The organism is Shewanella sp. S1-49-MNA-CIBAN-0167, assembly GCF_040310145.1.
Lineage (GTDB): Bacteria > Pseudomonadota > Gammaproteobacteria > Enterobacterales > Shewanellaceae > Shewanella > Shewanella psychromarinicola.
This window is the reverse complement of record NZ_JBEOPO010000002.1, coordinates 106,673-127,513: the sequence shown is the minus strand read 5'-3', so window position 1 is coordinate 127,513 and position 20,841 is coordinate 106,673. Positions and strand designations below refer to the sequence as shown.

General features: G+C 42.2%; 18 protein-coding genes. 3 read left to right on the top strand and 15 right to left on the bottom strand.

Annotated features, from left to right (window positions below; translation table 11 throughout):
* The first annotated feature begins 3 nt into the window (after window positions 1-3).
* Both larB and larA read left to right on the top strand, forming a co-directional pair.
* Entirely contained in the window at window positions 4-750 is a 747-nt protein-coding gene (gene larB, locus AAEZ00_RS01630) for a nickel pincer cofactor biosynthesis protein LarB (RefSeq protein WP_351088147.1), read from the top strand.
* A 105-nt stretch (window positions 751-855) separates the two neighbouring features.
* Complete coding sequence (gene larA / locus AAEZ00_RS01625) at window positions 856-2,133, top strand: nickel-dependent lactate racemase (RefSeq protein WP_101031232.1); 1,278 nt, start codon at window positions 856-858, stop codon at window positions 2,131-2,133.
* Between the two features lie 465 nt (window positions 2,134-2,598).
* Here larA and AAEZ00_RS01620 read toward each other — a convergent pair whose 3' ends face one another.
* Window positions 2,599-2,913 carry a DUF1840 domain-containing protein gene (locus AAEZ00_RS01620; protein WP_101031234.1) on the bottom strand — a complete coding sequence of 105 codons (315 nt, stop codon included), beginning with the start codon at window positions 2,911-2,913 and terminating at the stop codon, window positions 2,599-2,601.
* A 928-nt stretch (window positions 2,914-3,841) separates the two neighbouring features.
* The gene (locus tag AAEZ00_RS01615; protein ID WP_351075036.1) at window positions 3,842-4,795 is read right to left on the bottom strand and encodes a hypothetical protein; all 954 of its coding nucleotides are present in this window, start codon (window positions 4,793-4,795) and stop codon (window positions 3,842-3,844) included.
* Between the two features lie 292 nt (window positions 4,796-5,087).
* Between AAEZ00_RS01615 and AAEZ00_RS01610 the strand changes: the two genes are divergently transcribed.
* Window positions 5,088-6,845 (top strand): acyl-CoA dehydrogenase C-terminal domain-containing protein, encoded by a 1,758-nt coding sequence (locus AAEZ00_RS01610; protein ID WP_351088145.1) that lies wholly within the window; start codon window positions 5,088-5,090, stop codon window positions 6,843-6,845.
* Between the two features lie 267 nt (window positions 6,846-7,112).
* On the opposite strand, the gene AAEZ00_RS01605 is transcribed toward AAEZ00_RS01610, so the two are convergent.
* The 13 genes from AAEZ00_RS01605 to AAEZ00_RS01545 all read right to left on the bottom strand — a co-directional run bounded on the left by AAEZ00_RS01605 (window position 7,113) and on the right by AAEZ00_RS01545 (window position 20,821).
* Entirely contained in the window at window positions 7,113-7,277 is a 165-nt protein-coding gene (locus AAEZ00_RS01605; RefSeq protein ID WP_164839476.1) for a hypothetical protein, read from the bottom strand.
* Window positions 7,278-7,352: 75 nt separating this feature from the next.
* Window positions 7,353-7,697: a hydrogenase maturation nickel metallochaperone HypA/HybF gene (locus AAEZ00_RS01600; protein ID WP_101031240.1), complete on the bottom strand. Its 345-nt coding sequence runs from the start codon at window positions 7,695-7,697 to the stop codon at window positions 7,353-7,355.
* Window positions 7,697-8,704 carry a hydrogenase expression/formation protein HypE gene (hypE, locus tag AAEZ00_RS01595; protein WP_124013101.1) on the bottom strand — a complete coding sequence of 336 codons (1,008 nt, stop codon included), beginning with the start codon at window positions 8,702-8,704 and terminating at the stop codon, window positions 7,697-7,699. The genes AAEZ00_RS01600 and hypE overlap by 1 nt, the downstream gene beginning before the upstream one ends.
* A complete protein-coding gene (hypD, locus tag AAEZ00_RS01590) occupies window positions 8,694-9,821 on the bottom strand; it encodes a hydrogenase formation protein HypD (RefSeq protein WP_351088143.1) in 1,128 nt (375 codons plus the stop codon). Before hypD ends, hypE begins: the two co-directional genes overlap by 11 nt.
* Window positions 9,821-10,060 (bottom strand): HypC/HybG/HupF family hydrogenase formation chaperone, encoded by a 240-nt coding sequence (locus AAEZ00_RS01585; RefSeq protein ID WP_101031246.1) that lies wholly within the window; start codon window positions 10,058-10,060, stop codon window positions 9,821-9,823. Before AAEZ00_RS01585 ends, hypD begins: the two co-directional genes overlap by 1 nt.
* 2 nt (window positions 10,061-10,062) lie before the next feature.
* Window positions 10,063-10,776: a hydrogenase nickel incorporation protein HypB gene (hypB, locus tag AAEZ00_RS01580; protein ID WP_351088141.1), complete on the bottom strand. Its 714-nt coding sequence runs from the start codon at window positions 10,774-10,776 to the stop codon at window positions 10,063-10,065.
* 200 nt (window positions 10,777-10,976) lie between these two features.
* The gene (gene hypF, locus AAEZ00_RS01575) at window positions 10,977-13,343 is read right to left on the bottom strand and encodes a carbamoyltransferase HypF (protein WP_351088139.1); all 2,367 of its coding nucleotides are present in this window, start codon (window positions 13,341-13,343) and stop codon (window positions 10,977-10,979) included.
* Window positions 13,344-13,397: 54 nt separating this feature from the next.
* Complete coding sequence (locus tag AAEZ00_RS01570) at window positions 13,398-15,362, bottom strand: NiFe hydrogenase (RefSeq protein ID WP_351075026.1); 1,965 nt, start codon at window positions 15,360-15,362, stop codon at window positions 13,398-13,400.
* Window positions 15,349-15,903, bottom strand: a complete 555-nt coding sequence (locus AAEZ00_RS01565) for a HyaD/HybD family hydrogenase maturation endopeptidase (protein ID WP_124013105.1) — start codon at window positions 15,901-15,903, stop codon at window positions 15,349-15,351. The genes AAEZ00_RS01570 and AAEZ00_RS01565 overlap by 14 nt, the downstream gene beginning before the upstream one ends.
* 15 nt (window positions 15,904-15,918) lie before the next feature.
* Entirely contained in the window at window positions 15,919-16,587 is a 669-nt protein-coding gene (gene cybH / locus AAEZ00_RS01560; protein WP_101031256.1) for a Ni/Fe-hydrogenase, b-type cytochrome subunit, read from the bottom strand.
* A gap of 31 nt (window positions 16,588-16,618) precedes the next feature.
* Window positions 16,619-18,322 carry a nickel-dependent hydrogenase large subunit gene (hyaB, locus tag AAEZ00_RS01555; protein ID WP_101031258.1) on the bottom strand — a complete coding sequence of 568 codons (1,704 nt, stop codon included), beginning with the start codon at window positions 18,320-18,322 and terminating at the stop codon, window positions 16,619-16,621.
* 2 nt (window positions 18,323-18,324) lie between these two features.
* Window positions 18,325-19,461, bottom strand: a complete 1,137-nt coding sequence (gene hyaA, locus AAEZ00_RS01550; RefSeq protein ID WP_351075023.1) for a nickel-dependent hydrogenase small subunit — start codon at window positions 19,459-19,461, stop codon at window positions 18,325-18,327.
* A 499-nt stretch (window positions 19,462-19,960) separates the two neighbouring features.
* Entirely contained in the window at window positions 19,961-20,821 is an 861-nt protein-coding gene (locus AAEZ00_RS01545) for a DMT family transporter (protein WP_351075021.1), read from the bottom strand.
* Window positions 20,822-20,841 lie beyond the last annotated feature (20 nt).

The window sequence follows — 20,841 nt, the reverse complement described above, 5'->3', positions numbered from 1 at the left end:
AAAATGACTGAAGTTGAAATAAAAAAAATATTGAACGCAATTAAAGATAGTGAATTAAGCGTTGATGATGCTTTTGATAACCTAAAAGAACTTCCATTCAAGGATCTAGGTTTTGCTATGATCGATAATCATAGAGAGATCAGAGTAGGTTGTCCTGAGGTGATCTACGGTGGTGGTAAGACTACTGAGCAAATAAGAGAAATTATTAAATTTATGCTTACCAAAAAAAATAATATCTTAGCAACGAGAGTAGGCGATGAAGTATATGAAGCTGTAAAAGATCTTGATCCTAGATTAATGTATAACAAATTAGGACGAACTATTACTCTCGAATTAAATGCTATTAAAAAGACAGAAGATTATATTGCTATTATATCAGCAGGAACATCCGACATTCCTGTGGTTGAAGAAGCAAAAGAAACAGCTCTTATTCTTGGAAATAACGTAAAAATAATAAATGATGTTGGTGTAGCCGGAATACATAGGCTTTTTTCAAAATTAGATGTTATTAGAAAAGCAAAAGTTATTATAGTTGTTGCAGGTATGGAAGGAGCTCTTGCTAGTGTTATAGGTGGACTTGTAGAGAAACCAATCATTGCTGTTCCGACAAGTGTAGGATACGGAGCCTCACTAAATGGAATAGCTGCACTACTATCAATGCTCAACAGTTGTGCTAGTGGCGTCAGTGTTGTGAATATAGATAATGGATTTGGTGCTGCATATAATGCAAGTATTATCAATAAATTGTAATGTTATTTTAAAATATGTGACGGTGTACTTAACAATACTCACTGCTATAGTTTACAATTTGTCAGTTTAAAAATATTACTTTTTATTTATTAGGAGGATTTACTTATGTTTCAGAAAATAAAAATGCCTTATGCTAAGAAAACTGTAGAGATTTCAATAGAAAAAAAATATCTTCAAGCAGTATTAATACCACAAACTGACGAATTTGATCCAAAAATGACTCAAGAAGAAATTGTTCTAAAATCTTTAGAGAATCCGATCGGCACAAAAAAATTATCAGAATTAGCCGTCGGAAAGAATAAAATTGTATTTGTTACCAGCGATCACACAAGACCACTTCCTAGTAGAGTAACTGTTCCATTGATATTAAAAGAGATAAGGAAAGGTAATCCAGATGCTGAGATAACTATTCTTATTGCTACAGGATTTCATCGACCTACTACTAGAGAAGAATTGATTTATAAAATGGGAGAAGAAGTAGTTGATAATGAAATAATTTGTAATCACATATCAACTAACGATGAAGATCAAGTGTTCATGGGTACTCTGCCTTCTGGAGGTGACCTTTATTTAAATAAATTAGCTATGGAAGCTGATTTATTAATAGCTGAAGGATTTATCGAAGCCCATTTCTTTGCAGGATTTTCAGGTGGAAGAAAAAGTATATTACCAGGCATAGCTTCAGCTAAAACAATAATGTATAACCACAACTCAGAATTTATAAGCAATCCTAAATCTAGAACTGGGAACCTTGAAGATAATCCTATCCATAAAGATATGATATACGCGGCTAAACAATCTAAATGTGCATTTATCCTAAACACTGTAATCAATGGTGAAAAAGATATAATTGGATGTTTTACCGGAGATATAAGTGAAGCACATCTCGTAGGGTGTAAATTTGTTGATGATTTAGCTGCTGTAAAGAAAAATATTGCAGACATTGGCGTAACAACAAATGGCGGCTATCCTCTAGATCAAAATATATATCAAACTGTTAAAGGTCTAACTGCTGCTGAAGCCACTACAAGAGAAGGTGGAGTATTAATCGCACTCTCATCTTGTGTTGATGGACATGGAGGAGAAGGATTTTATAATAGTGTCGCATCAGCAAAAAATGCTAATGAAATTTTGGAAAAAGTAGCTAACATCAAAAAAGAAGATACTCTTCCTGACCAATGGGAATTTCAAATTTTAGCAAGATTATTATCTAAATATACAGTTATAATTGTAACTGATGAATGTGACCCTAAAATAATAACAGATATGCATATGGAGCATGCCTTTACTTTTGATGAAGCTTTGGAAAAAGCGAGATCAATTGTTGGTAAAGAAGCAACAATTACAGTGGTTCCAGATGGCGTCGCTACAATTGTAAAATAAATAGCACTGCTTTATATTTTATATAAACCTCAACATTAATGTTGAGGTTTTTTTATGAGAAAAACAATAAAAAATATATCTACTATCGCAACAGGTTTAAATTCTTCCAAACCCAAACCCAAACCCAAACCCAAGCATTAAGAGGTAGGTAGATGATATCACCAACTAACCGCTTATTTTTATTCTAGCATATCAATTTTCTTTTTGAATATAATGATTTAAAAGAATAAAAGGTACGGATGTCGTGCCTTGTATGACTGAGTACATAGGGTAACAGGCATTCCTAGCGGAACAGGTCGTCAAGGATTTAACCAGAAAATCTGTAGACGCAGCACGGGAACCATCATGATTAACAGCAAGATAGCATTCCACTTACCCAGAAGCTGCGTCCGACGTCACGTCAACTACACCTTGTCTTGTCATCAGCGACCAGAATTCAACTAACGACGGCAGGCCTAGGTTGGATTATTTATTGTGGTCCCACATTACATTGGATTCCCCCTTGACTGCAGCCCTGAGCAATTCGAGTAAAGGCATGGCCCGATGCGACAGACTTACGGTCGGTGCGCCGTTATCGTCTTCCTCGTCTTTCATAGATGCTTTTGGCTCTGGCAACTGCTCGAGCGCAGCCTCCAGACACACCAGCGCTGGCTGAACATCTTCTGCATAAAGAGCACTGGGAACCGTACCGCTGTGCCCCATCATTTTAAGCAGCCGAATCGCCACGTCACCAAACATCGTTATGTCCCCGTAGGCAGGACTGGAAAAAGTTACTAGCATAATTGCTTCCTCTCTATTTAGTCGTTCACTTATTGGGATAGCTTCAGCCCTCCAATACTACAATTGGATTACAGCGTCTTTGCGCACTATTATCCTCTCAAGTTTGACAGTCTTTAATGGACTTGCGACTTAGACAGGTATTAATAGGTTGCTCTTAGCGTTTATGCTGCATCATTGTTGTAAATAGGTAAAGCTATTCATTTTTTGGTGTCACGAGTTAACTCATTTAGGTCTCTATCCTATGACTCATAATGGTTGATGGTATTAGTTTCATTGTTTAACAACGCTTGGCAACGCCGCCTAAATCCATGAGATTTCTACAGGGTTGTAATTGTCTAACTAATGCGTTTTTTGCTTTGCTAACTTGGTAAATTCAATTTTTAAATTGAGGTGTTGTACCCAAAGCTGATACAAGGTTGTGATTAAGCATGGAGGAATTAAACAAATTAAGATAGAGGAATAATAAGGAAATATAATGAAAAACAGATCGGTACCGCTGTGATCGCCAGCGCTATTTGCATGCCAAGCATGGCCACGCTAGAGCTCGATGTATACATGGGTATCGATTAACACACCACGACACTAGCCAATACTAATTCAACCACAACAAGTACGGATGGGCCGAATATCGAGCCACGATGTAGAGGTTTACACAACATTGTTCTTTACTACTATCAAGACGGTAGCCGCGCGGGCACCTGCGTGAGCCGTTTTCTTGCCACCATGCGGCACTTATGTCGTTGCCACTGAACATCAAGATCGAGTACTTGTGTTTGCGCACCGTGCCGTTGTTTCAAGTCTTCTAGTTTTATGCCTGCGCTAAAAATCCTGTCTATGAAGCAAGGCGTAGTTCAACGGACGCTTACACATATTTCGGTGGTGAACGTTCATCAACATGACCGTTAGGTGTTATTCGGTAGGATCATAATTAATCTTGTTCTAATTCGGGATGTACTTGCTTTGCCGTTAACGCAATCACTTGTTGGCAATATGCTAAGTGATGACGAATCGTATCGAGGTATTGTGATGCTTGATAGTCAATTAAATACCAATTACTGGCTTGAGTTTCTGGGTCTTGGTTATAAAACAACGACTCGGCCATGATTAAGTCGCTTTGGTTGGCGTAAGTTAACCATTGCACGCTGGGTAAATTACTCAGTGCGGCTAACAATGCATATTGCACATCAAGATTGTCTGGTTGCTCAGTGGTCACTTGCAGGGCTAAACGCTGGGCGACGACAAACTTCGGATCGGTGTTATCGGGCGTTAATACTTGATTTTGACGGCGGCGGACTGCATCACTTAATAACACTTCAAATGGGTTAATTTCAACGGGCTCTGTCGTATTATCGTAAGTAAATGCAGTCGTTGCATCATCTACAAACAATTCTGGCCACTGAATATTATTGCTGGTGAGTTGCAAACCTAAAGCAATACGACGCTCACCTAACCAATTATGCACCATACAAGGTAAATACTCAGAAGAAGGCATTTCTGCGGGTCTTGCTAATGAAGGTAATAAAGACATACGTTGTACATTGACCTGTTTTGCTATCAGCGCCATTAATAAAATAGTCACCAATCCAGAAGAAGGCCAACACTTAAGTTGCGGGTCGAGTGTTTCACTCACTTCGGTTAACAATGACACTAATTGATTGTTATCTGGGCTGTTACTGACAACGAAGGCTTGACGTGAGCCTAGATAAGGGCCGTTACAAATATTAATCACCTTATCGGCCTCATGTTGAGTCCCGTTAAAAATGAAAGTATGTCCAATTTGGGCTGGCTGCCAATCACCCATTGAATTGCCTATGACAGTGACCTGCTGATAGTGCTCAGATAAAGCTGATGATGGGCCGTGTTCTTCATTAGGTGTATGCATAAAAGTGCGGTTCACTATTGTTAAATATCAGGGCTGTTTATCTCTCGTGATCGATGCGGTGAGTAAGGTCAACAGATCTTAATCAAATAAGGTGCTAATTCTGTGAGCTAAGTGGTAATTGTAACTCATTGGAACCTTATTGGGTTGAGAAACATAAACTATCGGCATTAAGGTTTGGCACGAGTCGACATGGGTCAAATTATGGTTAGATAATTGCTAAAAAGCTTTTCCTTTTGTGACACTTTAGTATAAATTAAAACAACTGTTTTAATTATTCGTTTAAGAGACTCTTATGAACCCATACCAAGCCCCGTTAAAGGACATGCAATTTTTATTGGAACAGGTATTTGATGCACAAGCTACGTGGGAACAGCTTCCTGCTATGGCAGATGCTGTCGACATGGATACCGCACTCGCCATTCTAGATGAAGCCAATAAGATCAGCCGTGATCTGCTTCACCCTTTAAATCGCAGCGGTGATGAGCAAGGAGTGGTTCATAAAGGCAACGACATTATTACCCCTGATGGTTTTAAGGAAGTGTACCAGCAGTTTTCTGAAGGCGGTTGGGTCGGTCTATGTGGTGAGCCTGACTTTGGTGGCATGGGTATGCCCAAAATGCTCGGTGTATTAGTTGATGAAATGGGCTATAGCGCCTGTAACTCATTTACTTTGTACAGTTCACTTACTGCAGGTGCTGCATTGTGTATTAATGCTCATGCAAATGATGAGTTAAAACAAACTTATTTACCCCATTTATATACTGGCCAATGGGCTGGTGCAATGGACATGACCGAGTCTCACGCAGGTTCAGATTTACGCGGTATCCGCACCAAAGCAGAACCTCTTGATGATGGCAGCTATTCGATTACCGGCAATAAGATTTTTATTACCGGAGGCGATCAAGATTTAACAGAAAACGTGATCCATTTAGTTTTAGCCAAACTGCCTAATTCAAAAGGTATTTCATTATTTTTAGTGCCTAAAATCAGCGTTAATAGTGACGGTAGTTTAGGTGAAGCAAATGGGGTGACGGTTGGGTCTATCGAACATAAGATGGGTCTTAAAGCGTCTGCTACTTGTGTGATGAACTACGAGAACGCCAAAGGCTTCTTAGTGGGTGAGCCCAATCGCGGTTTAGTGTGTATGTTTACTATGATGAACTACGAGCGTTTAGCGATTGGTTTACAAGGTTTAGGTAACTCGCAAGCGGCTTATCAAATGGCCAGCGATTATGCCAAAGATAGGTTACAAGGCATTGCAGCTGAAGGTTCCGCAACCGGTGCAACGTCAGATGCGATTATCGTCCATGGCGACGTGCGTCGTATGTTACTCACTATTCGTGCGCTGACAGAAGCGGGCCGTGCGTTATCGGTTTATACCGGTAAGCAGTTAGATTTAGCCAAATATGCTAGCGGCGATGTGAAAGCTAAAGCAGCAAAATATGTTGGCTTACTCACTCCGGTATCAAAAGCATTTTTAACAGATCGCGGACTAGATGCCACCATAATGGGCCAGCAAGTATTTGGTGGTCATGGCTATATTCGCGAAACGGGTATCGAGCAGTTTGTACGTGATACCCGCATTGCGCAGATTTATGAAGGCACTAACGGTATTCAAGCGATTGATTTCTTAGGGCGTAAAGTTACCGGTGATAACGTGGCAACCTTGACGCAATTTGCGGCTGAGGTGAATGCCAGTCTTGCAGGCTTAACTCACCCAAGTGTTGAGCATAAAGCCATGGTAAACCAAGTGTTTGATGAGTTACTGACCACAGCTAACTACATTAACGCTAACAAAAAATCACAACCAGCATTAGTTAATGCTTGTGCCGTAGACTTCTTAGATGCCTTTGGTTACGCGGTATACGGTTATTTTTGGTTATTGATGGCTGATAGAGCTTCAAACCATGAAGACCCGTCTTTTGCTGCTCAGAAGCAGTTTGTGGCTGATTTCTATATGGATAAGTTGTTATCAAAAGCTCAATATCATTTATCACAAGTTAATCAGGGTGATAAATCGATTATGGCCATGCCAGCAGAAATGTTCTAACGGTTTTATTTGGATTGTTCAGCTACAAAAAAAGCCTTCATTTGAAGGCTTTTTTTATCAGTGGCGTTATCTCATGGTTCATCATTGTTACAAGCTATGTTGACGCAATCCATCCTGACGCCAACTATGTCAACGTCGGATTGTGTAAATGATGTCGATAAAAATGATGGCTGTGCCGCAATAACTGCTTAGTCATAACGACCTAGCATGACCATCCCGTCATGATTATTAATCTAACCCGAGACTGATTATTCTCTCAAGTTGTGGTTACTTAGTTCGTTTCCAATAAACAAATGCCACGATAGCCACTAACATAATTGCTGGGCTGAGCTGAGCGAAATGATGAAACAAGCCCATGCCACCATGTCCCTCATGTGCCATCGCAATAGTTGGCATAGTGGCAAGGATAAAGGCAATTGATAAATATTTCATGGTGTAGTCCTTCTTTTTTTAAAGTTACTCGGGTTATTAGGTTAGGGTATTTTAATATTACTATTAGCTAAAAACTTACGTGTCCATAACGAGTTGCATTAACATCATGTCCTCACCGTCAATCACTTTGGTGTGATTTGACTGGCAAACGGGGCAAATAATAGTTCGTTCATCGACTTGCGATTGCTGTTGGCATTGATTGCACTGCAAAACTAATGCTTGGATATTGATGATTAATTTTGCCTGGTGACAAATACTGTCTAATTTAAACGTTTCAAACGCTTGAGACAGTAGGGCTGGCTCAACGCCACTTAACACACCAATTTTCAGTTCAACTTGCTCAATCCGTGTGGCTTTATGTTCCAAAGCCAGTGCTTCGCATTGTTCCATTAGTGACATCACAATCGAGTATTCGTGCATTAACAGATCCTTGGCAGTAATTCACCTTGCGGTAAATCTAAATAGCGACTGCTACCCCAAGGCGTCTGCAACACCACTTTGCCAGGATGACTCTCAGTCACTTGGCCGATAATAGCGGCGTGTTCGCAGTGGCCATATCGCTGCATAACTTCAATTGCGCCTTGGGCTATATCCATTGGCAGCGCCATAATAAAGGTGCCCTCATTGGCTAAGTCAAAAGGTTCAAAGCCAAATAACTCACATAAGCCTTTCACTTCGTCACAAATAGGAATGCTGGCTTCCTCGACGTTAATGCCAATCTGCGACGCTTTAGCCCACTCATTTAACACTGCAGATAATCCACCTCGTGTGGCATCACGCATTGCATGCATTTTGATATTGGCAATCAACAGTTGTTCAACAATGGGCCATAAGGTATCGCAGTCACTGCATAAGTCAGACTCAAGCGTTAAGCCATCACGGGCCATTAAAATTGCCGCGCCGTGGCGGCCAATATCCCGAGAAACAATAATGGCGTCGCCCACTTGCAAATTACGTGCTGAAATATCGGGATTTAAAATACGGCCTACGCCAGAGGTGTTAATAAATAGTCCGTCGGCACAGCCTTTAGGCACCACTTTAGTGTCGCCACAGACAATTCGTGCGCCAGACTTATGTAATTCAGCGGCCATGCTATTGACTATGGTGTTGAGGTCATCCAGCGGAAAGCCTTCTTCAATGATAAAACTACAACTTAAGTATTCTGGTTGCGCCGCCATCATGGCTAAATCGTTTACGGTGCCAGCAATCGCTAATTTGCCGATATCGCCACCGGCAAAAAATAACGGTGACACGGTAAACGAGTCGGTAGTAAAAGCAATGTGACCACACATGTTCAATTTGGCCGCGTCTTCTTGCGAGGTCAAAATAGGATTATCAAAGGCTTTAAAAAACAGATCGTGAATGAGTTGATCCATTTCTTTACCGCCACCACCGTGGCTTAGTTGAATTGTTTTTTTAGTTGGCATGACTCACTTCTCCATAGCGGTAATAGGCATTACACGCGCCTTCCGAGCTCACCATACAGCTGCCAAGCGGTGTTTGCGGTGAACAGCCTCTACCAAACACTTTGCAGTCTTTAGGGTTAGCCAATCCACGTAAAATATCGCCACACATACAGGCTTTATGGTCATCGATTTCGGTTGTGGGTAAAATTTTGACATAAATGCGCTCGGCATCGCGATGATGATATTCAGGGCGCAGTGTCAGTGCCGAATTAGCAATAGGACCTAGTCCGCGCCAACGAAAGCTATCACGAACCATAAAATATTTGTCGACGAGTTGTTGAGCGGCTAGGTTGCCCTCATAACTCACGGAGCGACTATATTGATTATCAAGTTCAGCTTTGCCGGCGACTTTTTGGGTCACAATTCGTAAAATAGACTCCATAACATCCACGGGCTCAAACCCTGATACCACCACAGGTGTTTGATATTGATCAACCGTAGATTGATAGATTTTGGCACCGCTAATCACGCTCACATGCGCCGGACCAATAAACGCGTTCACTTTACTGCGACTATCAGACATCACTGCATCAATGGCAGGTGGCACTAGCACATGGTTAATATGAAATAACAGATTATCAATTTTCAACGCTTCAGCTTGTGCCAATAAGGCGGCGGTCATTGGTGCAGAGGTTTCAAAACCAATGGCAAAGAAAATGACCGTTTTGTCAGGGTTATCTCGGGCAATCGTTAAGGTATCCAATGGATCGTATATTGGCCTAATATCGCAGCCTTTAGCGCGAAACTGCGCCAAGCTGCCCATTGAACCCGGTACTCTGATCATGTCGCCTAAGGTCACTAAAATGGTATCGGCTTGAGAGGCAAGGGTGGCCGCATGGTCAATTCGCTCTTTGGGCATAACGCAAACAGGACAACCAGGACCATGGATAAATTTGATGTTGTCTGGTAATAGCTGTAATAAACCGTACTTCATAATGGTATGGGTATGACCACCACAGACTTCCATAATGTTAATTTGATCGTCGGTTTTGGCCGCTTCTTGAGCAATCAATTGCGCTAAATGACGAATAGTCTGTGGATCACGAAACCCTTGGTAAAAGTCATTAAGCGTAATCATTATTCTGACTCCAATTGCATTTCAGTAATAATTTGTCGATACAACTCGAGGCTTTCCTGGGCATCATTGTGGTCAATTTTATTCATCACAAAGCCAATGTGGATTAATACAAAGTCGCCTAGTTCTAGTGGGTCGCTTATTAAATGGCAACTCACTCGACGTTTAACGCCAAGAGTATCAACTGTCACTGTTGCATCGTCATGAATTTCAACTACTTTTGATGGTACGGATAAACACATAACTAATATTCCTTATGTTCATCAAACCATGTAGCCAAGGTGTTCATTGAGTCAGAATCTTTCACTGACACAACTAATAACTCAACATTAGGGTTTAATTTACTTAACTGTGCTTTAGCCTCATCAATACTAAAATCAAAGTAAGGTAGCAGGTCAGACTTAGTGATAACGACTAAATCTGCTCGGCGGAACATTACCGGATACTTCTCAATTTTGTCATCACCTTCCGGCACTGATAACAACACAATATTTTTATGAGTGCCGACATCGTAACTGGCTGGGCACACAAGATTACCCACATTTTCAACGAAACAAATATCAACATCATCTAAATTGATGTGATGCAGTGCGCCGTGAACCATAAAAGCATCAAGATGACAGGCTGATCCGGTTTGAATTTGATAGGCGTTAATGCCTTTGGCAATTAAGCGGTCGGCGTCGCGTGAGGTTTCAAGATCGCCTTCAATTACGGCATAGCGTGCATCAAGATATTCATGTAAACATTCTAAAAGACTGGTTTTACCGCTACCTGGGCTACTCATTAAATTAAAGGCGCTGACCTGATGAGCCGCAAAGTGATCACGATTGTGCTGCGCTTCTATATCATTTTTATCCAATATTTTATGAATAACAGCTAAGGTCTTTTTATCATTAAGCTGAGGATTACTATGAATAGTATGCTCATGAGTAATTGAACAGCCGCAGTCTTTACACATAATATATTCCTTAACCTTATTTGTTATGATTATTAACTAGTGTCGGTGAAGTGGTTAAAGGATTCTTTGATACACATCAGCTTTTGCAACAAAGACAGAGAACAACACGGTTGTTGAGTAAATAATGTGAGCGGCGCCGCAATTTATTGTTAGTGAACACTCGTAATGTATTCTTCAAGGTGCTTAAGCAGCCGATATGCCTAAGCCATATGATGAATGGCATACCACAATTGACCTAAAGCAATCCCGCCGTCATTAATAGGTATATGACCACTGGGTAAAAATTGCCGTTCACCGCGTCGACAATCATCAATGCACTGGGAGAGTAATGTTTTGTTTTGAAATACACCGCCACAAAACACCTGCGGTAACTGCGGATATTGTTGACCGATGTGATCAAGTTGCTGGCTGATAGCATCAATAAAATGCCAGCATACTTGCTGTTTAATGTAGGGTGTCTGTGAGTGGTTTATCGCCAGGTTCACCAATTGAGTAATAAAGTCACTGCTGTGCCATTGAATGGGCTCAGGATCATTGTGGCTGACGGTGTTGAGCCTTATTGATAAAGGCTGCCGTTTTGGATGATTGCTATAGTCATTGGCTGCCGTTTCAATCATCATGCCTGCTTGGCCTTCATACTGCGAACTGCCAATAAAGTCTAATGCGACAGCAAGGGCATCAAATAAGCGCCCAACTGAGCGGCATTCAATGCAATGGCTGTTGTTATGCCATAACTTGTATAAATTAGTGACGGTTTTCTTGCCCACATTTTGTATTGCGGCAATGGGAAGCTCTAGCACCTGTTGCAGTGTCATTTGTTCAAATAATAATGCCAGCAGGATCCTAACAGGGTGCTTAATGGCTTGTTCACCGCCAATGAGCTTAAATGAACTAAAGTGCGCCACCGTGGTAAAACCGTTAACATCAGCCAGCATCACTTCGCTGCCCCATAAAACGCCGTCATCTCCCAAGCCTGTGCCATCAAAACTGAATCCTAATACTTGATCCGTACGCTGGTGCATTGCCATAACCGACAACACGTGGGCGAAATGATGTTGTATGCCAATACAGTGCGATTGCGGCAAATTATGCTCAGATTGGTAGTTTACAGCCCATTGGGTTGGCGCATATTGTGGATGATTATCATGCACAATATGGCTAGGGTTGAAGTCATACAAACGCTTAAAAGTGGCTAAGCTTTGAGTGAAATAGTGCTGAGCTTCAAGACTGAATAAATCACCAATGTGTGGCGACACAATCAAATTATCGGCAAAACCAAAGGCAACGGTGTTTTTTTGTTGTGCACCGACTGCCAATACACTGTTTTGACTGTCTGATAGCATGGGGGAGTGAAGATTAATGGTTAGCGGCGCATAGCCGCGGGCCAATCGAATAACTTGAACTTGCTCGTCAATCACTTGCACCACGCTGTCATCACAGGCATTAATAATGGGTCGGTTATGGTCGAGGATCCCATTGATCACATGGCCTAAATGCTGCTCTATCTCAGCGATATTACCGATAATGGGTTCACCACTGCGATTAGCACTGGTTGCCACAATGGGTTTGTTCAAGCGTTGCATTAATAAATGGTGTAATGGTGTGTAGGGCAAAAACACCCCAAGTCGATCAATACCAGGCGCGAGCAATGGACTCAATTCGATATCACTATGCTGACGTTTTTGCATCAAGGTAATCGGTTTCTCTGGGCTGGTTAATACCAACCATTCTGCTTCAGTGCCACTGACACATAATTGTGCTTGGGCTAAGTTTCTCACCATAATGGCCAATGGTTTGGCCGGACGTTGCTTACGTTGGCGTAGCGCCATAACGGCATCATTATTCGTGGCATCGCACACCAAATGGAAGCCGCCTAAGCCTTTAATGGCCACAATTCCGCCACGGTTTATCATCTCAACGGCCTGTTCTAAAGGCATTAACATAGATGAATCATAAAGAAATTCGGCGCTAGCATTGATGACGCTAAATGATAATTGTGGGCCACAATGTGGACAACTAACCGGTTGGGCATGATAGCGTCGATTGAGCGGGTCGGTATAAGCATCGCGGCAATTATCGCACATGACAAAGTCAGCCATGGCGGTGTTGCATCTGTCATAAGGCAGGGCATTGATAATAGTATAGCGCGGACCGCAATTGGTACAATTAGTAAACGGGTACTGATAGTGGCGATTATGAGGGTCGTTAATGTCATCGAGACAATCTTGGCAAATACTCTTGTCTGCCGAGATGGCCACTTTTGCATGCTCACCTGCAGAAATATGACTATCGATAATACTAAAACGGTGAAATATGCTTAATTGAGGTTGATGAGTCAGTTCAATAGCATCAATCCGCGCTAATGGCGGTGGCGAATGAGTTAAGGTTTCAATAAACTGCTCAATGATCTCACTGCGTCCCTGCAGCAAAATCGTCACCCCAAGATGATTATTCAGTACGCTACCGACTAAATTTAATTGGTGTGCGAGACGGAACACAAAGGGCCTGAATCCGACCCCTTGTACAATACCTTTAACAATAATGGTAACTTGTTGTGCTGGTTTCATAACAACCCTATCTCATACAAGGATAAGCAACAGCTGATATACTTAAGATAGCTCTTATCCACGACGTTGTTTGAGATATAACCCACCTATTGCGATATTGACACCATCAAAATCCAATAATGGATTGACCACCAGCGGAAAGTTTTTACCAATCCGTAATTGCACTCGATCAGTTAACACTGGGTTGGCAAATTCACTGCCTGCAATAATCAACTGTTTTATGCCAATATTTTGATCTAAATGTTCTATCCAATGGCTTAAGTAGTCAGCGAACGAGTCATGAAATGCAAAGGCTAACTTGGCTAAGTTAGTTTCCCCAGCTAACTTGAAGCTCATTAATGTGCCAAGGGTTTTACACCAATTAAGGCTGCGATGTGCAGCACCTTTGGTGAGTGGGAAATCAATTCGTGGTGCATTGTTGCCATGATGCGACATCGCCAACGCGATAAATTTATCTGCAAGTTCTGTTACCGTGACTCGCTGAGCTGTTTCTACCGGATAGGCGCCAATGATTAGGGTGGCCACCGCCATTAATTGTGACAGTGCCCCATCGTCTGCCTGAATGTGCAGATCCAATAATTGGTTATACTCGGCTGGAAATAACTGTTTAAATTTATCCAACAGACTTTTTTGCGGTGACTCAGACAAAGACTGACAGATCTCATAGCCCGATAACGGTAGCTCAGGCATTTCAAAAAATAAATCGGCCTCACTTTGGCTGTCTAGAGTGACAATTTGGCAAGCGTTTCGTTGGCTTAAATACAATACCGCAGCATGTTTTACAAATTGTGGTTTATTATTTTTTTTAGTGGAATGACATCGTAATAGCGCCGCATTTAACGCACACAAGCTAGTGGATATAGGTGCACTCTCCTCACTTGAATTCTTTGCAGTTGCACTGACTAACCTTGATGATGCCGGCTCGATGGGACTAACTTGCCATGCTATTGATGTTTTGGTGGTGTTAGCCGTAAACGTATGTTGGTCATCTTGGTAATGATTTTTATCGTGTAAGCAGGTCACGTTAGTGGGTAAAGGTATCGCGCCATTGCCTAGGGTGGTAATGGGTAACCAATGTTGATTAATACTCGCCAAACGCAATGGTTTATCGACAAGGGCATCTTGGCTGGTATGTGGATCAATATCGGTAGTGACATGCACCCAATTGATGCCTTTTTGGCGTAACACTTCCGTTAATATCACTAACAAACGATTTTCGGCAAATTGAATTTCATACAGCGGCGCCAATAAACTGGGATGATCGCTACTTGGTCGTACTCTAAGTAATGGTTTTTCGATACTAGATAAGGCCAATACTTGGCTGTCATTAACGATAAAATGGCTATTGAGCGAATTAGGATTACAGATCAATATTCGTGGCCGATGGTATTGAGCCGCTTGGTTTGCTGGCAATACAGCCTGTGATGATGCTGTGCCTTGAACGTCTGCATTTGGTTGAATTGCAGGCGTTAATATTTTTGCTGGTGGCGTTAACCACAAGGTTAGCCCAAGAATAGGCAAAGGGAGAGATTTATCCGCGAGTAAGCGGTTTGTCATTGTGGTAATGTCAGTCTGAGTTAATGATTTTTCATCACGGCTCAGCTTTTCATGACCCATACAGTGAGAACACTGCAGATTAATATCACCAAAAGAAGACTGTTGATTATCGCCAAATTTAGGTTGGCAATGCTGGCAAAAATACAGCGGCAACCCTGAATAGTTCGATTTAATATCAAACGGCTTATGCAGCCCACTGTGCTGTTCAATGCGTTGAATATGGGTGTCGAGTAGCCAAACGGATAATAAAAAATCATTGGCGATATCATCGGCAAACGCTTCTAATTCGGCTTGTGTGGCAAAGGCTTCAATAAAGTAACGTATATGATCCGTTTTAGGATCGAATACTTTACCAATGCTTATATTAAGCTCACTGCGATCGAGATATTGATTACACAAGTGCTCATACAAGGGCACAGGGCGTTGACATACAAAATCAAATCGAATGTTATGCATCGACATAGCAACCTCGCTTATAGGCATCAGGAATAACTTGATCAATGGTAATATCATTCACAATCTGCAGGCTAAACCCTAAGCTGGTCAAATGAGCTAACAGAGCGCGTTCCATCACCGGAATGGCGGCATGTAAATCTGGAGTGAGTCCCAAAATCATTGGTTCTATGACGGTTGGGGTCACGCCTAATACAAACGTTTGCGGCCTATCACCGACAATGTCCATCATGTTGAGTGTTTGCAGCATTTCCACTTCATGAGCACTACCTTGCCAATCGATTTCTGCAGGGGCGTGATCAAAATCGAAAAAGTACACTTCACCCGGAGCAACACCGACACTATTGACCGTATCGACCACAATTAACTGGTCGTACTGGCTTATCATCGGAATAAGACCTTGGGCTAAGGTGCCACCATCAACAATATCAACATTGTCTGTTGGGTGGCTTAATTGGTATTTATCTTTGATATAATTGACAAAATGTACGCCGACTCCTTCATCGGCGTACAATACATTGCCTATACCTAACAGCAATATTTTTTTCACAATGATTAACTCACCTTATTTATGATCTTTGTGATAATCATAGCCAGAAACAATTGAATCGACTGAATTATGTTTAAAGCGAATACCTGCCCACACCGCCATATACACATGGATCACCACAAAAATAATGAAGGCCCACGTTAAATAATGATGATAAATCCGCAGTGGCGCTAAACCACCACAAAGAGCCGTTATCCATGCCGATACATCGCCAAGCATTCCGCCTACACCTAAGTGGTACACATTGGCGTAAAGCACTAAGCCTGTGATGCAAATAATCAACGCAACAAACGAAATGGCTACATAGGTCATAAACTGTAATGGCCCGTAAACCCCAGCTTTGTCTAATTTACCCATCCAAAGATAAGATTTTAATTGCGCAATCCAGCTTTTTATACTCAACACATCTTTAAACGAACGTCTTTCGATGTTATTTCGACTAAAGAAAAACAAGTAAAAACGCACAAAGGTAATGCTGGTCAGCAAAAATCCGAAAATGATATGAGCAAACCGGATCCAACCTTGCACCAATACATCTGAGCTAGCAGGCGCCACTAAAAATGGCCACGAGATATAAAACCCAGTGATCACTAATACCAAAATCGACAGCGCACGCAGCCAGTGAAATATTCGAATCGCTGGAGTAAATATCAACTGCCTATTATGGGTTGCAATATGTTCCATACTTTTATCCCTCCTACTCTATTACCTCTGATTAAAACCCATTTGGATCAATTTTAAATTGACCTAAAGTGTGTTTCTTGTAATCCATCACGTGTACTGAACACGCCATACAAGGATCAAAGGAATGAATAATGCGAATGACTTCTAATGGCTTGGTTGGATCTTCAAGTTTCAAACCAATCAACGAGGCTTCATAGGGACCCATTTTACCGTTAGCATCCACAGGGCCTGCATTCCAGGTAGTGGGAACCACAGCTTGGTAGTTTTCAACTTTGCCATCTTTAATGCGGATCCAATGACTTAACGTACCGCGAGGTGCTTCAATCATCGAATAACCTTCATAAACGCGATCTGAATCAATCTCAGGTTTAACGTAAGTTGATTCATCCGACTGCATATTAATCAGTAAGGCATCAAAGGTTTGTAAACTGGCTTGACCGACTAACACGGTTTGTAACATGCGTGCAGCAGTACGACCTAAGGTGGTAAATAGCGCTTCAAGCGGCAAACCAGTGCGAGCTAATAAACCATCTACCGCATTGACCACAGGTTGATTACCGCGAGCATAGTTAACTAATAAGCACGCTAATGGACCCACTTCAATCGGTTCGTCTTGATAACGCGGTGATTTAACCCAAGTGTATTTACCATCACCATCAATGGTCGGCAACTTGCCATACACAGTGTCGCGTTCAATAAAGCCGGTGTAATCAGGAATGGTGGTTCCTTCATACGGATGTTGAGGGCCATCAGCCTTATACCAAGCGTGGGTAACATCTTCTTTAATTAAGCTCGGGTCAATGTCCAATACATTGGCTAAATCGCCGTTTAAAATCACACCCTGGTTAAATAAATATTCACCATCGGAGGTAATAAAATCTTCACCACTCATGAAGCTGTTAACATTCACGCCACCAAGCACGCTCGGTTCAGTGCCAAACGCTTCCGCCGCCATCACAATATCAGCTTGATAAGCTCGCTCAATAAAGTCTTGAACAATAGCGTGTTTTTGTTTCCACTCTTGTAAACGCGCTGGGCTTAACATGTCACGTACTGAGGTCACGCCGCCCACAACAATAGACTGTGGATGTGGTGATTTACCGCCAAAAATAGCCAACATTTCAGCAGCCACACGTTGTACTTCAAGTGCTTTTAAGTAATGGGATAGTGCAATCAAGTTTTGTTCAGGGCTAAAACGATAAGTACCATTGCCCCAGTATGCATTGGCAAAGGGCCCCAGTTTTCCGGTTTCAACTAAGCCTTTAACCCGTGCTTGTACGGCTTTGAGTTCACCTTCACCGGCAGCAATCGGCGCATCAGAATATTTCATCGCCACTTGAGCGGCTAGTGCTGGGTCAGCACTCAATGCCGATACCACATCCACCCAATCCAAGCCGTGTAAATGGTAAAAATGCACGATATGATCATGCATGTATAGCGATGACTGCATAATGCTGCGCAGGTATTTAGCATTAAGAGGGATCTTCACTCCGAGGGCATTTTCTACCGCTTCAGTACCGCAGCGATAGTGCGAATAGGTACATACGCCACAAATACGCTGCACAATTAAGCCCACATCCATTGGAGTACGGCCTTTTAAAATAACCTCAATACCGCGCCATAAGGTCGACGAAGACCAAGCTTTAGTAATGACATTATTATCATCAACTTCAACTTCGACACGTAAATGGCCTTCGATGCGGGTGATAGGGTCAATAACGACACGTTTACTCATGATTACTCCTCCAAAGGCTTAACAAAGACGCTAGCAACTGCATGAGCGCCAATACCGACAACGGTCGCGCCTAAAATGACCGCACCAATGGTGTCAGCTGTGGCATCAACGCCATGTAAAAGTTGGCGTCCGAGTGGTTTTTCAAAATCAGCCATATCATCCCAGAAATTCGGTTCAGAACACCCCATACAGCCATGGCCAGCTAACACAGGCCAACTAGTGTGATGGTTAAATCGTTCAGTAGGGCAGTTGTTATAGGTATAAGGGCCTTTACAGCCTACTTTGTATAAACAGTAGCCGTCTTTTGCGCCTTGGTCGCCAAATTCTTCCACAAACTCGCCCGCATCAAAGCGGCCACGACGTTCACAGTTATCATGTACACGAGCGCCATAAGCCCATTTAGGACGATTAAACATGTCCAGAGCCGGTAACTTACCGAACATAATGTAATACATTAATGTACCGACAATGTTCTTTTCACTCGGAGGACAACCGCCTAAGTTAATCACCGGCTTATCGACGACTTCGTAAACACCTTTTGCACCAGTGGGATTAGGCGCAGCGGCTTGTATACCACCAAAGGCTGCGCAAGTACCTACTGAGATAATGGCCGCGGCGTTTTCAGCCGCTTCTTTAACAATGTGCAAGCCAGTGTGGCCTTTACAACCTACGGTTAAAAAAGTGCCGTTATTGGCAGTGGGGACTGCACCTTCAACCGCCAGTAAATAGCGACCTTTATAGGTTTCCAGTGCGTGTTCTAGATTTTCTTCAGCTTGCCAACCGGCGGCAGCCATCAGAGTTTCGTGATATTCGAGCGAGATATGATCGAAAATCAAGGTGTCTAGGTTGGGCGAGTCGCTACGAATTAACGACTCGGAGCAGCCTGTACATTCTGCCAAATGTAACCAAATTAGCGGCACTCTGTCGGCTAATTCAGCTGCTTCGGCAACCAAGGTACTAAAGGGTAGGGGCAAGGCAAACATTGCGGTGACCGAGGCGGTCCATTTAATGAAGTCTCTACGAGTTATCCCGCTATTGGTCATTTTTTGTTCTAATGACACGGGCTGACGTTGGGCAAATTGGCGCAAATAATCAAGGCGTTCTTGGCCTTGTTTATAAAGGGCTGCATGTGTGTCCATGTTGATACCTTATGCTTAAGTTAGCTCAATAGCTAAAAAATAGTTGCAATCTATCGGTATCAATATTAAAACGCGGTTAAAAAACGGCTTTGATGTAAATCAACTTGGGGATATTTACTCACTATAAGTAGGGTCTTAAAGTCAGATTTTTGATGTTGATCATGTTATTTAAGAGAATTCGTGACAAATAGTCTCGGATTTTCATTATATAGAGCCTGTCATCGGGTACTTCTGCGGGTGATAGTGTCGAAACTTGATTGTGTAGATACCATCAAGGTTGGCCAAAAAACGATCTTGCTGCTACGGGGGAACACAACAAATGGGGAAACACCACAAGCGGGGGAATTAGAAACAATGAGAGTAAAGATAGAGAGTGCAAATAGACATTCAACGACTCAGACATCACTTAAGCATTTATCCAAAGGAGGCATTTGGATGAACAGGCTAAGGATGAGTTAACGGCTAAGCCTCTGTAATAGAAGTGTTAATTGTGAGGGTGCTAACTTTTAGAATATTTGATGTAAATAAACAGTGACAACAGAATAACCCCGCCACCAATGAGCTTTTGCATTTCAACCACTTCATCAAGCACGCTGATCGATAATATTAATGTCCAAATGGGTTCTAAAATCATGATCAGCGAAGCGGTTTCAATTTTAACGCTAAACTGGCCGACAGTTTGGAGCAAATAACGCACACTGGTTGCGATAACCGTTGATACCGCAAACCAAAATAGTACATGACCATTAATCTCAAAACGTTCAGGTGAAACCGCAGCCATAAACACACTGCCTACAATACCAACCATGAATAATTGTACGCAGATGGATGTTAACGGTTTTATATTGGTCAAGACCCGCTTATTCAACACAAAATGCAATGACAGCAGTGCCGATGATAATAAGAAAAACCACTGGCTATTATCAACTTGCCAGCCAGTTGTGATGGTCAATAACATAATGCCTATACAAGTAATAGGCAGCGATATCCAAAACATGCGGTTAGGTTTTACTTTGAATAATAGCCAAGAAATAAACGGGGCAATAATCATCGCCAAACTCATGATAAAAGCTCCCTCAGAGAGGGTATTAGAAATGGTAATGGCGTGAACCCAAACTTCAATCGAAGCGGCTAGCACTATGCCAACGCCACCAAGCGCTGCAATTTGCTTAGGCCTGAGTGCAAAAATCTGCTGATAACAAAATGGCCATAAAATCAGACTCGCCATTAAGAAGCGGGCAGCAATAAACATCTCTCCAGGCATCTCTAAAATAACAAGTTTGGAGGCTATCCAACCCACAGCAGCAAGCATTGTGGCCAGTAATAAGAATATTTTCCCGCGCAATGCTTCTGTTTTCATTAAACGGTTAGTTCCAGCTG

Coding starts and splice junctions, on each gene's coding strand:
- AAEZ00_RS01605 (WP_164839476.1), bottom strand. CDS start 7,277: ATGAAATATTTATCAATTGCCTTTATCCTTGCCACTATGCCAACTATT.
- AAEZ00_RS01615 (WP_351075036.1), bottom strand. CDS start 4,795: ATGCATACACCTAATGAAGAACACGGCCCATCATCAGCTTTATCTGAG.
- hypB (WP_351088141.1), bottom strand. CDS start 10,776: ATGTGTAAAGACTGCGGCTGTTCAATTACTCATGAGCATACTATTCAT.
- hypF (WP_351088139.1), bottom strand. CDS start 13,343: ATGAAACCAGCACAACAAGTTACCATTATTGTTAAAGGTATTGTACAA.
- hyaB (WP_101031258.1), bottom strand. CDS start 18,322: ATGAGTAAACGTGTCGTTATTGACCCTATCACCCGCATCGAAGGCCAT.
- AAEZ00_RS01585 (WP_101031246.1), bottom strand. CDS start 10,060: ATGTGTTTATCCGTACCATCAAAAGTAGTTGAAATTCATGACGATGCA.
- cybH (WP_101031256.1), bottom strand. CDS start 16,587: ATGGAACATATTGCAACCCATAATAGGCAGTTGATATTTACTCCAGCG.
- AAEZ00_RS01600 (WP_101031240.1), bottom strand. CDS start 7,697: ATGCACGAATACTCGATTGTGATGTCACTAATGGAACAATGCGAAGCA.
- larA (WP_101031232.1), top strand. CDS start 856: ATGTTTCAGAAAATAAAAATGCCTTATGCTAAGAAAACTGTAGAGATT.
- AAEZ00_RS01545 (WP_351075021.1), bottom strand. CDS start 20,821: ATGAAAACAGAAGCATTGCGCGGGAAAATATTCTTATTACTGGCCACA.
- larB (WP_351088147.1), top strand. CDS start 4: ATGACTGAAGTTGAAATAAAAAAAATATTGAACGCAATTAAAGATAGT.
- hypE (WP_124013101.1), bottom strand. CDS start 8,704: ATGCCAACTAAAAAAACAATTCAACTAAGCCACGGTGGTGGCGGTAAA.
- hyaA (WP_351075023.1), bottom strand. CDS start 19,461: ATGGACACACATGCAGCCCTTTATAAACAAGGCCAAGAACGCCTTGAT.
- AAEZ00_RS01610 (WP_351088145.1), top strand. CDS start 5,088: ATGAACCCATACCAAGCCCCGTTAAAGGACATGCAATTTTTATTGGAA.
- AAEZ00_RS01620 (WP_101031234.1), bottom strand. CDS start 2,913: ATGCTAGTAACTTTTTCCAGTCCTGCCTACGGGGACATAACGATGTTT.
- AAEZ00_RS01570 (WP_351075026.1), bottom strand. CDS start 15,362: ATGTCGATGCATAACATTCGATTTGATTTTGTATGTCAACGCCCTGTG.
- hypD (WP_351088143.1), bottom strand. CDS start 9,821: ATGATTACGCTTAATGACTTTTACCAAGGGTTTCGTGATCCACAGACT.